Source organism: Duganella sp. AC237 (assembly GCF_979254035.1).
Window position 1 is genome coordinate 1148925 of the sequence record NZ_CEEDEW010000003.1, and the last position, 12043, is coordinate 1160967.

Genomic DNA, 12043 nt, shown 5'->3' on the forward strand with positions numbered 1-12043 from the left:
GAGCGCGGCATGACTAGTTCACACATCAGCATGAATTCGCGGCGGGCAGGCCGTCATGGTTAGCGCGCTGTCCGTGCTGGTGCCGGCCATCGGCTGGGCGCTGCTGCACTTCATCTGGCAAGGGCTGCTGGTCGGCTGGGGCGTGTCGATTGCGCTGTTTTTGCTGCGCGAAGCCCGTCCGCAGACGCGTTATGCGGTCGCTTGCGCCGGCTTGCTGCTGTGCGCGGCGCTGCCGCTGGCCGGCATCATCGTGCAGCTCAGGGCGGCCGATGCCGTCTCGCCTGCCGGCGCCGGCCTCGGCGCCGCCGCTTTACTGATTCCCGTCCTCTCGGCCGGCGCCGACGCCGCCCGGTCGGGCGCCGCCGCCACCGCCGCCCTGATCGACGACGGCACGCTGGCAGGCTGGGAAGCCACCCTGCGTGGCCAACTGGCCTGGGTGGTCGGCATGTGGCTGGCCGGCGCCGCGCTGATGTCGTTGCGCCTGGCCATCGGCCTCAAGTGGGTTGCCGAGCGCACCCGCAGCGACCGTTACACCGTCAACCACTACTGGCAGCGCCGCCTGTCCGAGATGGCGCGCCGCTTCGGGATTGCGCAACACGTGCGCCTCGGCGTGGCCGACCTGCTCGACAGCCCGATCACGGCCGGCTGCTGGCGCCCCATCGTGCTGGTGCCGGCCTCGCTCATCACCGGCATGGCGCCCGACCTGCTCGAAGCGCTGCTGGCGCACGAGCTGGCGCACATCAAGCGCCGGGACTATCTGATCAACCTCATTCAAAGCGCGGTGGAAATCGTGCTGTTCTATCACCCTAGTGTTTGGGCCTTGTCGCGCCGTATCCGTGTAGAGCGAGAACAAATCGCCGATGACCTTGCAGTCGCCATGCTCGGTCAACCGCAGATGCTGGCAAAGGCCTTGTCCGAACTGGATAAATTCCAGTTCGATACCATACAACTAGCCCACGCGGCTCACGGAGGAAATCTCATGTCTCGTATCAAACGCTTGCTGCGTCCCGATGTTGAACCGGTCAGCTGGAAAATGGCCGTGCCCCTGATCGGCCTGTTCGCGGCCACGGCCGTGTTTTATGTGCAGGCCGCCCCGCAGCCGCCGGCGGCGCTGCCTGCCGCCATTGGCGCGGTTGCCGCCGCTGCGCCCGCCGCTGACATGGCCGAACTTCCGGCGCTGCCTGAATTGCCGGAGCCGGCTTTGCCACCGGAACCGCCGGAGGTTCCCGGCGTGGCGGGAGGGCCCGGCGTGGCGCCTGCGGCACCGGCCGCGCCAGCCGCACCCGCCGCGGCTGCGCTGCCCGCCGCGCCGGCGATGGCGGCCTTGCCTGCCATTCCAGCGTCCCCGGCAGCGCCAGCGCTTCCCGCCGCGCCGGCCGCTCCTTACTCGTTGGGCAACAGCGCGGTCAACCTGTCTGTCAACAGCGGCGACCATGCCTACGCGATCGTCACCCGGGATATCGATCAAGTTCAGGTTTCCGGCTCGTCCGACGACATGCGCCGCATCGCCGAACTGCGTTCGAGCGCCAAGGGCGACTTTGTTTGGTACCGCGAAGGCGGCAAAACCTATCTGATCAACGACCCGGCCGTCCTCGCCAGGGTCCGGCAGCTGTGGAAGCCCGTCAACGAGCTCGGCGAGCGAATGGACGCGCAAGGCAAGCGCATGGACCTGCAGGCCAAGGTCATGGACGGCCTGGCCGCGCGGATCGACGCGGTGACCCGCGACGTTGATAACGGCCCTGTGGCGCAAGAGCGCCAGCGGCTGGAGCGCCAGATGGAAGCGCTGGCGGCGAAGCAGGAAGCGATCGCCGAGCGCATGGTGGCCGCCAGCGAACCGCCGAGCCACGACCAGGGCAAGGAAAGCCTGCGCAAACAGCGCGAGCTGGAGGCGGCGCTGCACCGCGAAATGGCTCCGACGCAACGCGAAATGGCGCAACTGCAGCGCGACATGGCCGAGAAAATGGCCGGCCTGCAGCGTAACCAGGCGCCGATGAAGGCGCTCAACCTGCAGATGGCCGAAGCCAGCAAACCGATGGCCGAACTGGGGCGGCGCATGGGCGAACTGGGCCGCGAGCAGGCCAAGGCCAGCCGCGAAGCCGAGCGCAACTTCAAAGCGCTGGTGCAGGACGCCATCCGCAGCGGCAAGGCGGTGCCGGCGCAAGGCTTGATGTAGGCGTGGTGTGCGCCGCCGGGCCGCTTCGGCGCATCCCGGCGGATGCCGCAACGCCACATATGGACCGACCCCGAAAGGCCGCTGCCGGTATAATCACGGCATGCAAAATCTTCTTCACAATCTTAACGACGAACAACTCGCTGCCGTGACCCTGCCGGCCCAAAGCGCCCTGATTCTGGCCGGCGCAGGCTCCGGCAAAACCCGCGTCCTGACGACCCGCATCGCCTGGCTGATCCAGACCGGGCAGGTGTCGCCGTCCGGCATCCTGGCCGTGACCTTCACCAACAAGGCCGCCAAGGAAATGACGGCGCGTTTGTCGGCAATGATGCCGATTAATACACGGGGCATGTGGATCGGCACGTTCCACGGATTGTGCAACCGCCTGCTGCGCACGCATCACCGCGATGCCGCGCTGCCGCAGACCTTTCAAATTCTCGACTCGCAGGACCAGCTGTCGGCGATCAAGCGCCTGATCAAGGCCAACAACATCGACGACGAGAAGTTCCCGCCGAAAGAGGTGATGTACTTCATCAACGGCGCCAAGGACCAGGGTCTGCGCGCCGACAAGATCGACCCGTACAACGCCGACGAGCGCAAGAAGGTCGAGCTGTACCAAATGTACGACGACCAATGCCAGCGCGAGGGCGTGGTCGACTTCGCCGAGCTGTTGCTGCGCACTTATGAACTGCTCAGCCGCAACCAGCCGCTGCGCCAGCATTACCAGCAGCGCTTCCAGCACATCCTGGTCGACGAGTTCCAGGACACCAACGATCTGCAATACAAGTGGCTCAAGCTGCTGGCCGGCCATGGCGAGCAGGGCGGCGGCGCGCTGTTCGCCGTCGGCGACGACGACCAGAGCATCTACGCCTTCCGCGGCGCCAACGTCGGCAACATGAGCGCCTTCGAGCGCGAGTTCCACGTCAAGAACCTGATCAAGCTGGAGCAGAACTACCGCTCGCACGGCCACATCCTGGACGCCGCCAACGTGCTGATCGCCAACAACAGCAAGCGCCTGGGCAAGAACCTGCGCACCGACGCCGGCCATGGCGAGCAGGTGCGCGTGTACGAAGCCAGCTCCGACCTGGCCGAGGCGCAATGGATCATTGAAGAAACCAAGAACCTGATCGCCGATGGCGCCTCGCGCAGCGAGATCGCGGTGCTGTACCGCTCCAACGCGCAATCGCGCGTGATCGAGCACGCGCTGTTCTCGGCCGGCATTCCGTACCACGTCTACGGCGGCCTGCGCTACTTCCAGCGCGCCGAGGTCAAGCACGCGATCGCGTATTTGCAACTGATGGACAACCCGCACAACGACTCTGCCTTCCTGCGCGTGGTCAACTTCCCCACGCGCGGCATCGGCCTGCGCTCGATCGAAGCGTTGCAGGCGGCGGCCGACCAGCACCGGGTGTCGCTGTACGCGGCCGTGCCATACGTCATGGGCAAGGCCGGCTCGTCGCTGGGCGGCTTCGTCAAATTGATCGAGGGTGCGCGCTTCGAAACGCAGCAGATGGCGTTGCCGGAACTGGTGCGCGTGGTGCTGGAGGCCAGCGGCCTGTTGGCGCACTATCAAACCGAAAAAGAAGGCGCCGACCGCATCGAGAACCTGGAGCAGATGGTCAGCGCGGCGACGCAATTCGTCTCGGAGGAAGGCTTCGGCCAGGGCGCGCCGGCGCACCTGGGTCCGCGTTCGCAGGAGCAGTCCGGCCTGCCGGTGGTCAACGAAGACGGCTTTGAGATCCTCGACGCCGACGCCCCGCTGGCGACGGTGATGTCGCCGCTGTCGGCGTTCCTGTCGCACGCCTCGCTGGAGGCTGGCGACAACCAGGCCACGGCCGGCCAGGAAGCGGTGCAGATGATGACGGTGCACTCGGCCAAGGGGCTCGAGTTCAACAACGTCTTCATCACCGGGCTGGAGGAGGGCTTGTTCCCGCACGAAACCAGTTCGCGCGAGGATGGCGGCGTGGAAGAGGAGCGGCGCCTGATGTACGTGGCGATCACGCGCGCGCGGCAGCGCCTGTACATGTGCTTCGCGCAGACGCGCATGCTGCACGGACAAACACGCTACAACATGAAGTCGCGCTTCTTCGACGAATTGCCGGAGGACGCGCTCAAGTGGCTGTCGCCGAAGGTGCAATCGCACTGGTTCGCCAACAAGAAAACGCCGTGGGACGACGTCGCGCCGCTGGCCGGTTCCGACAACGCCATCGCGCAAAAGATCGCGCAAAACATGGCCAACAAGGTGCCGGGCGCTGGCTGGCGCATCGGCGAATCGGTCGCGCACGGCAAGTTCGGCGAAGGCGTGATTGTCAATATCGAAGGCAGCGGCGCCAACGCCCGCGCCCAGATCAACTTCGGCAGCAACGGCATGAAGGTGCTCGACCTCAGCATCGCCAAGCTCGAGCGTTTAGCCCATTGATGAGGTGCCACGGTTCCACGTAGGGCAACTCCGGGGTCAGGTCCACCATTTCTACACGGGCTTAACCGTGGATCCTTAAATGGCGGTTTAGAGCGTGATTTTGCGCGCGGCTTAATCGGTACGGTCCCGTCCGTGTAGAAATGGTGGACCTGACCCCGGAGTTAAAGCAACGGTTCCGGGCTGTCTTCTTTGACTGGAACGCCGAGGTCGGTGGGGCCGAAGATTTGTCGGTAGGCGATGTACAACGTGCAGTGCGTCAGCACGATGGTGATCAGGAACAGCGTGAAGATGCCCGCCATCGCCAGCTGCGACGCGCCAAGGATCAGCACGACGATCTGGCAGGCGATGAAGTTCAGCAGATATAAGGTCACCGCCGCCGTCAGAAAGGCTTTCCAGCCACGCAGCACCGCAACCACGCTGAAAAACAGCGCCTTGTTCAACTTCATCTGTTGCCAGTAGATCAGCGGCGCGGTCAGGCACATCAGTATCCAGCCCACCGTGTAGATCGTCGATGCGATGAGCACCGCGACCAGCAAACCGTCTAACTGGCCCTGCTCGATCTGCGGTGGACGCTTGCTGACCAGCATGACGGTCTCGCCGGCCATGGCGTACAACACGCCCAGCGCGAGCGCCACCAACAGCAGGTTGAGCGCGCCCACGGTCAGCAACGGACTGCGCACCGGCTTGCGGAAACCGCTCAGCAGCAGATTCGGCAGGGCGCGCTTGCCCTGGTCGACCTGCGCGCAGCCTTCCAGGATCGCGACCGAGAACAGCGGCGTCAGGATGAATGGCGCGATCTGCCCCAGTATCGGCACGATCATCGAAAACAACGACACGAACATGCAGCAAAAGAACAGCGCCATGAGGCCGCCGGGCTGCTTGCGGAAAAGCATCATGCCCTGCTTGACCCATTGCCATCCGGCGCGCGCGGGGAATTTATTCATCAGAAAAGTTTCGGCGCCAGCGTGGCGATGCGTTCGCGCAAGATGCGCTCAAAGTGGGTCGGATCGTGCGGGGTGAGCATTTCGGCTTCGCGCGGCAGGTAGTAATCGTACAGGCGCGACAGCCAGAAGCGCAGCGCCGCCGCCCGCAGCATCGGCTGCCAGGCGGTTTGTTCGGCCTCGGTGAACGGACGCACGGCGTGGTAGGCGTCGAGCAGCGCGCGCACGCGGGCCGTGTCGAGCACGCCGGTGTCGAGATCGATGCACCAGTCGTTGACGGTGACGGCGACGTCGAACAGCCAGGTGTCGCAGCCGGCGAAGTAAAAGTCGAAGAAGCCGGTCAGGCGCTCGCCGTCGAACATGACGTTGTTGCGGAACAGGTCCGCGTGCACCGGGCCGCTTTGCAGTGTGCGGTAGGTTTCGCAGCCGGCGAACGCCTCCTGGAAGTGCATCTCGGCCTTGAGCAGGTGGGCGTTGCTTTCCGACAGGAAGGGCAGCACTTGCGGCGTGGTGGCGTTCCACCAGTCCAGGCCGCGCAGATTCGGCTGTTGCAGCGGATAGTCTCGGCCGGCAAGATGCATGCGCGCCAGCATGGCGCCCACTTCGGCGCAATGGACCGGCTGCGGGGCCATCTGCGAGCTGCCCTCGAGCTTGGTGACGATGGACGCCGGCTTGCCGTGCAGCGGCACGATCAGCTCGCCGTTGTCGGTGGCGATCGGCGCCGGCACGGCCACGCCGCGATCGGCCAGGTGGCGCATCAGGTTCAGATAGAAAGGCAGTTGCTCGAACGATAAGTTTTCAAAGATCGTGAGCACGAACTCGCCGCGCTCCGTGGTCAAGAAGAAATTGCTGTTCTCAATGCCGGAGGCGATGCCCTTGAGGGCCAGCGGCTTGCCGAGGGGGAATTGCGTGATCCACTGGGTGACATCGTCCAGGGTGACCGGGGTAAACACTGCCATGTGCAAGCTTGATGAGGTTCGTTGTATCGGCGCCCGCCGTGGCGGACGTCCGGAATGCCTGCCGAGGCAGGCGCGTCTTTAATAATAATTGTTGTTGATACTACCGCGTTTACTTGGCGGCCGGCGCTGCTGGCGGCGGTGGCGGTGCGTCGGCCTCGACCGCCGCTTCGTCTTCCGGATTTTTCTTTTTCTTGCCGCCGAAGGTCATCACGGTCCACTGCGGACCGCGCGCGGCGCCGGACATGGCGTCGCCCGGCAGGGAACTGCCCACCGGATGGGTCGGTTTCAGGGTGTAGGTGCTCGGACCGCTTTTGACGGTCGCTTCCACCACGTTGCCGCTGTTGTCGCGGCGTTCGGTGATCTGGCGCTCCGGCGCCGGCTTGGCCGTCACCGTGATCGGATCGTCGGCCACTTCCTCCAGTTTTTCCAGTTTCGGCGGCGCCTGGCTCGGCGTCGACTGCGCGAACGCGTTGGCGCCGAGCGCCAGGAGGAGTGCCGGCCAGAGGAGTGAGGTGCGCGTCATGATGGATCGCCTTAGTAGGTAAAAAGCCGTGGAATTTTTATGTATGATCCATTGTAACAAACAGACACGCTTCCCTGTGCGCCGTGGCCGATTTCGCGCTGATTTACGGAGGATTTCCCCACACGGAATGTGGAATTTCCTTAAGATATTGTCATACTTGAAATGCGGGCGCGGCAGGCGGACGTCGGCCAAAACCTGCGATAATGCGGCATTCGTGGCAAATCACGCCCTTTTGCCCTCACATCTCTTTAGTTCCTATGCAAAATACCCTGCTGTTAGTTGACGGTTCCAGTTACCTTTACCGCGCCTTCCACGCGCTGCCCGACCTGCGCAGCCCGGACGGCCACCCGACCGGCGCCATGCACGGCATGGTCAATATGCTGCGTCGCCTGCGCGCCGATTACCCGGCCGCCTACATCGCCTGCGTGTTCGACGCCAAGGGTAAAACGTTCCGCGACGACATGTATCCCGACTATAAGGCCACGCGCGCGCCGATGCCCGACGACCTGCGCCTGCAGATCGAGCCGATCCACATCGCCGTCAAGGCCATGGGCTGGCCGATCCTGATGGTCGACGGCGTCGAGGCCGACGACGTCATCGGCACCTTGTCGGTGGACGCGGCCAGGGCCGGCATGAAGGTGGTGGTGTCGACCGGCGACAAGGATCTGGCGCAACTGGTCAATCCGCAAGTCATGCTGATCAACACCATGACCAACGAGAAGATGGACGAGGCCGGCGTGCTGGCCAAGTTCGGCGTGCCGCCGAACCGCATCATCGATTACCTGACCCTGATCGGCGACACGGTCGACAATGTGCCCGGCGTCGCCAAGTGCGGACCGAAGACGGCCTTGAAGTGGCTGACGCAGTACGACAGCCTGGACGGCGTGATGGCCAATGCCGACAAGATCACCGGCGCCGTCGGCGAGAACCTGCGCAAGGCGCTCGAGTGGCTGCCGAAGGGCCGCGAACTGATCACCGTCAAGACCGACTGCAACCTGTCCGAGCACATGATGTCGATCAGTGAATCGCTGATCGCGCGCCCCGAGGACTCGGAAACCTTGCTGACCTTCTTCGGCCAGTACGGCTTCAAGACCTTGCTGCGCGAACTGAACGCGCTGACCCCGGCCGCCCCGATCGGCGCGGCTGGCAAGGCGGCGGCGGCCGTCGCCGCCGGCGGCGCGGTGTCGGCCAACGGCGACCTGTTTGGCGAAGTGCCGAAGGTCAACGTCAACTACGAGACCGTGTTTACCGACGAGCAGCTCGACAAATGGATCGCATTGATCGGCGCCGCCGAGCTGACCGCCGTCGACACCGAAACCACGTCGCTGGAGCCGATGACGGCGCAGCTGGTCGGCATTTCGCTGTCGGTGCAGCCGGGCGTGGCTTGCTACATTCCGGTCGCGCACGCCTATCCCGGCGTGCCGGAGCAGTTGACCCGCGAGCATGTGCTGGAAAAACTCAAGCCCTGGCTGGAGGACGAAACAAAGCTCAAGGTCGGCCAGAACCTGAAATACGACAGCCACATCTTCGCCAACCACGGCGTATCCCTGCGCGGCATCCATCACGATACCTTGCTGCAATCGTATGTGTTCGAATCGCACCGCACGCACGACATGGACGGCCTGGCGCTGCGCCACCTGAACCACACGACGATCCCGTTCGTCGACGTCTGCGGCAAGGGCGCCAGCATGATCACCTTCGACAAGGTGGACATCCAGCGCGCCACCGAATACGCGGCCGAGGACGCCGACATCACGCTGCGCCTGCACCTGTCGATGATCGGCGAGGTCGAGAACGACGAGCGCCTGAGCTACATCTACCGCAACATCGAGCTGCCGACGGCGGTGGTGCTGCAAAAGATCGAGCGCAACGGCGTGCACATCGACGCCGCGCTGCTCGACACGCAATCGGCCGAACTGGGCGCGCGCATCGTCGAGCTGGAGGCGAAGGCGCATGAGCTGGCCGAGCAGCCGTTCAACCTGGGTTCGCCAAAGCAGATCGGCGAGATCTTCTTCGAGAAATTGAAGCTGCCGGTGGTTAAGAAGACCCCGAGCGGTGCGCCGTCGACCGACGAGGAAGTGCTGCAAAAGCTGGCCGAGGACTATCCGTTGCCGAAGGTGCTGCTGGAATACCGCAGTCTGTCGAAGCTGAAGTCGACCTACACCGACAAGCTGCCGAAGGGCATCAACAAGGAAACCGGCCGCGTGCACACCAACTACGCGCAGGCGGTGGCGGTGACGGGCCGTCTGGCGTCGAACGATCCGAACTTGCAGAATATTCCGATCCGCACCAAGGAAGGCCGCCGCATCCGCGAGGCATTCATCGCGCCGCCGGGCAGCCACATCGTCTCGGCCGACTATTCGCAGATCGAGCTGCGCATCATGGCGCATATTTCGGGTGACGAAAACATGCTGCGCGCGTTCGCCGAAGGCGTGGACATTCACCGCGCCACCGCCGCCGAGATCTTCGGCGTGGCGCCGGACGAGGTCTCGAGCGAGCAGCGCCGCTATGCCAAGGTCATCAACTTCGGCCTGATTTACGGGATGAGCGCGTTCGGCCTGGCGTCCAACCTGGGCATCGAGCGCGCCGCCGCGCAAAGCTACATCGACCGTTATTTCGCCCGCTTCTCCGGCGTGAAACAGTATATGGACGACACCCGCCTGCAGGCGAAGGCGCGCGGCTATGTCGAGACCGTTTTCGGACGCCGCCTGTGGCTGCCGGAGATCAATTCGCCGAACGGTCCGCGCCGCCAGGGTGCCGAACGGGCCGCGATCAACGCGCCGATGCAAGGCACGGCGGCCGACCTGATCAAGCTGGCGATGGTGGCGGTGCAGAACTGGCTCGAGACCGACAAGTTGCAGACCAAGATGATCATGCAGGTGCACGATGAACTGGTGCTGGAAGTGCCGGATGCCGAGCTGGAGCTGGTCAAGCAAAAGCTGCCGGAATTGATGGCCGGCGTCGCGCAACTGAAAGTGCCGCTGACGGCCGAAGTCGGCGTCGGCAAAAACTGGGATGAAGCGCACTAAAAGCACGCTTCGCCAACAACCGACCCGCAAGTCTGGGGTCGTACCCGTACGGGGTACGACCCCGGTGTGCCGGGTCTAACATTACCGGAGGAGTCGCATGGATGATTTGAAGCGGGACGCGGAGAGTTTGTTGACGAAAACCAGCCTGTCGGACGGTGTCGACCGCCGCGACTTCCTCAAAGTGGCGCTGGGCAGCGGTTTTGCCGCCGCAGCGATGCCGGTGATGGCGCAAAACGTCATCAAAACCGACACCGCCGGCCTGACCGCCGGCACCATCACCCTCACGGTCGATGGCCAGACCGTCCCCGTCTACCGCGCCCAGCCGGAAGGCAAGAGCAATCTGCCGGTGGTGCTGGTGATTTCCGAAATCTTCGGCGTGCACGAACACATCGCCGACGTCGCCCGCCGCTTCGCCAAGCTCGGCTATCTGGCGCTGGCGCCGGACCTGTTCGTGCGCCAGGGCGATCCGCAAAAATCGGCCTCGATCGCCGACCTGCAACGCGACATCATCTCCAAAACCCCGGACACCCAGGTCATGGCCGACCTGGACGCGCTGGTCGCCTGGGCCAAGGCCAATGGCGGCAACCCCGACAAGATCGCCATCACCGGCTTCTGCTGGGGCGGGCGCGTGACGTGGATGTACGCGGCGCACAATCCGTCGATCAAGGCCGGCGTGGCCTGGTACGGCCGCCTGGTCGGCACCTCCAACGCCAACACGCCCACCAATCCGATCGATATCGCGGCCAAGCTGAATGTGCCCGTACTCGGCCTGTACGGCGAGAAAGATACCGGCATCACCCAGGATTCGATCAAGGCGATGCAGGCCATGCTGGCCAAGGGACCGAACAAATCGACCTTCGTCATCTACCCCAATTCCGGCCACGCCTTCCACGCCGACTACCGTCCCAGCTATGTGGAAGCGGACGCCAAGGACGGCTGGGGACGCATGCTGGCGTGGTTCAGGCAGAACGGCGTGGCGTGATACAGCAGTCGGCGGATTGAGCCGCGCGGCAACCCGGAAAGGCGGGGTCGTACCCCACGGGGTACGACCCCCGTGTGCCGCCGTACGGGGTAAAAAAGCCGATTTAGCCACTTTTCAGCCAAAAATGAGCAGGAAAGCGTGCCGGGCGGTAAAATAACGCCCCCGGCCTGCGCAGCGGCACGGCTCCAGGTACAAGAGGCTATAACATCGATCCCATACTCATCTCCATATTACTGGCGACCACACTAGCCGGTGTCGTCAGCATTTCGGCCGCTGCCGTGTTCTCGTTTACGTTGCTCTCGAAGGTAGTCGAGCGCATGGTCAGCCTGTCGGTCGGCATCATGCTGTCGACCTCGCTGCTGCACGCCTTGCCGGAAGCGTTCGAATCGCACGCCAGCGCGCGCAGCCTGTTCGCCACCTTGCTGGCCGGCCTGCTGGCGTTCTTCCTGCTGGAAAAGCTGGCCATCATGCGGCACTCGCACCACCACGAGGGCGACGGCCATCATCACCACCACGGGCACGACAAGCATGAGGCGGGCAAGGCCGGCTGGATGATCCTGGTCGGCGACGGCATGCACAACTTCACCGACGGCATTTTGATCGCCGCCGCGTTTATGGCCAACCCGGAGCTGGGCCTGGTGACGGCGCTGGCCATCATCGCACACGAAATCCCGCAGGAAATCGGCGACTTCATCGTGCTGCTCAACGCCGGTTTTTCGCGCACTCGGGCGTATGTCTACAATTTGCTGTGCAGTTTGCTGGCGATCGCCGGCGGCCTGCTGGGTTATTACACCCTGGACCGCGCCAGCGAGCTGATCCCGTATGTGCTGGTGTTCGCGTCGTCCGGTTTCATCTACATCGCCGTGAGCGACCTGATGCCGCAGATGCAACGCCGCGCCACCTTGCGCGAATCGGTGCCGCAAGTGCTGCTGATCGCCACTGGCGTTGCCATCGTGCTGTTCCTGACCCGCAACCATTGATCCACCCGTCTCGCTTGCGTTGAAGCTTGCAGCCAGCGCC

Annotated in this window: 8 protein-coding genes; 5 read left to right on the plus strand and 3 right to left on the minus strand. The window is 64.1% G+C overall.

From position 1 onward, the window contains the following. Positions 1 to 55: 55 nt before the first annotated feature. Both AC0IYS_RS05525 and AC0IYS_RS05530 read left to right on the plus strand, forming a co-directional pair. Complete coding sequence (locus AC0IYS_RS05525; protein WP_471704228.1) at positions 56 to 2173, plus strand: M56 family metallopeptidase; 2118 nt, start codon at positions 56 to 58, stop codon at positions 2171 to 2173. Between the two features lie 100 nt (positions 2174 to 2273). After that, positions 2274 to 4589, plus strand: coding sequence for a UvrD-helicase domain-containing protein (locus AC0IYS_RS05530; RefSeq protein WP_471704229.1), 2316 nt, complete (start codon positions 2274 to 2276; stop codon positions 4587 to 4589). A gap of 161 nt (positions 4590 to 4750) precedes the next feature. On the opposite strand, the gene AC0IYS_RS05535 is transcribed toward AC0IYS_RS05530, so the two are convergent. The 3 genes from AC0IYS_RS05535 to AC0IYS_RS05545 all read right to left on the minus strand — a co-directional run bounded on the left by AC0IYS_RS05535 (position 4751) and on the right by AC0IYS_RS05545 (position 7012). Beyond that, complete coding sequence (locus tag AC0IYS_RS05535) at positions 4751 to 5533, minus strand: BPSS1780 family membrane protein (RefSeq protein ID WP_471704230.1); 783 nt, start codon at positions 5531 to 5533, stop codon at positions 4751 to 4753. Continuing rightward, entirely contained in the window at positions 5533 to 6489 is a 957-nt protein-coding gene (locus tag AC0IYS_RS05540; RefSeq protein WP_471704231.1) for a homoserine kinase, read from the minus strand. The genes AC0IYS_RS05535 and AC0IYS_RS05540 overlap by 1 nt, the downstream gene beginning before the upstream one ends. Before the next feature lie 109 nt (positions 6490 to 6598). Beyond that, positions 6599 to 7012: a hypothetical protein gene (locus AC0IYS_RS05545; protein ID WP_471704232.1), complete on the minus strand. Its 414-nt coding sequence runs from the start codon at positions 7010 to 7012 to the stop codon at positions 6599 to 6601. 257 nt (positions 7013 to 7269) lie between these two features. On the opposite strand from AC0IYS_RS05545, the gene polA reads away from it, so the two are divergent. The 3 genes from polA (at position 7270) to AC0IYS_RS05560 (ending at position 12003) form a co-directional block, all read left to right on the plus strand. Continuing rightward, the gene (gene polA, locus AC0IYS_RS05550; protein WP_471704233.1) at positions 7270 to 10041 is read left to right on the plus strand and encodes a DNA polymerase I; all 2772 of its coding nucleotides are present in this window, start codon (positions 7270 to 7272) and stop codon (positions 10039 to 10041) included. Positions 10042 to 10138: 97 nt separating this feature from the next. Then, positions 10139 to 11023 (plus strand): dienelactone hydrolase family protein, encoded by an 885-nt coding sequence (locus AC0IYS_RS05555; protein ID WP_471704234.1) that lies wholly within the window; start codon positions 10139 to 10141, stop codon positions 11021 to 11023. A gap of 221 nt (positions 11024 to 11244) precedes the next feature. Beyond that, a complete protein-coding gene (locus tag AC0IYS_RS05560; RefSeq protein ID WP_471708801.1) occupies positions 11245 to 12003 on the plus strand; it encodes a ZIP family metal transporter in 759 nt (252 codons plus the stop codon). The last annotated feature ends 40 nt before the right edge of the window (positions 12004 to 12043 follow it).

Coding starts and splice junctions, on each gene's coding strand:
- AC0IYS_RS05555 (WP_471704234.1), top strand. CDS start 10,139: ATGGATGATTTGAAGCGGGACGCGGAGAGTTTGTTGACGAAAACCAGC.
- polA (WP_471704233.1), top strand. CDS start 7,270: ATGCAAAATACCCTGCTGTTAGTTGACGGTTCCAGTTACCTTTACCGC.
- AC0IYS_RS05525 (WP_471704228.1), top strand. CDS start 56: ATGGTTAGCGCGCTGTCCGTGCTGGTGCCGGCCATCGGCTGGGCGCTG.
- AC0IYS_RS05540 (WP_471704231.1), bottom strand. CDS start 6,489: ATGGCAGTGTTTACCCCGGTCACCCTGGACGATGTCACCCAGTGGATC.
- AC0IYS_RS05530 (WP_471704229.1), top strand. CDS start 2,274: ATGCAAAATCTTCTTCACAATCTTAACGACGAACAACTCGCTGCCGTG.
- AC0IYS_RS05545 (WP_471704232.1), bottom strand. CDS start 7,012: ATGACGCGCACCTCACTCCTCTGGCCGGCACTCCTCCTGGCGCTCGGC.
- AC0IYS_RS05535 (WP_471704230.1), bottom strand. CDS start 5,533: ATGAATAAATTCCCCGCGCGCGCCGGATGGCAATGGGTCAAGCAGGGC.